The sequence below is a fragment of the Citrobacter sp. CK189 genome (assembly GCF_030333505.1).
Taxonomy (GTDB): domain Bacteria; phylum Pseudomonadota; class Gammaproteobacteria; order Enterobacterales; family Enterobacteriaceae; genus Citrobacter_B; species Citrobacter_B koseri.
Genome location: NZ_JAOWFV010000005.1, coordinates 1 through 312, shown reverse-complemented (window position 1 = coordinate 312; position 312 = coordinate 1). Strand labels below are relative to the sequence as shown.

The window sequence follows — 312 nt, the reverse complement described above, 5'->3', positions numbered from 1 at the left end:
TCCCCCAGTAGCGGCGAGCGAACGGGGAGGAGCCCAGAGCCTGAATCAGCTTGTGTGTTAGTGGAAGCGTCTGGAAAGTCGCACGGTACAGGGTGAAAGTCCCGTACACGAAAATGCACAGGCTGTGAGCTCGATGAGTAGGGCGGGACACGTGGTATCCTGTCTGAATATGGGGGGACCATCCTCCAAGGCTAAATACTCCTGACTGACCGATAGTGAACCAGTACCGTGAGGGAAAGGCGAAAAGAACCCCGGCGAGGGGAGTGAAAAAGAACCTGAAACCGTGTACGTACAAGCAGTGGGAGCCTCTTT

General features: G+C 55.4%; 1 rRNA gene. It reads left to right on the top strand.

Annotated features, from left to right (window positions below):
• Positions 1 to 312, top strand: a 23S ribosomal RNA gene (locus tag OGV83_RS00030); the annotation flags it as partial.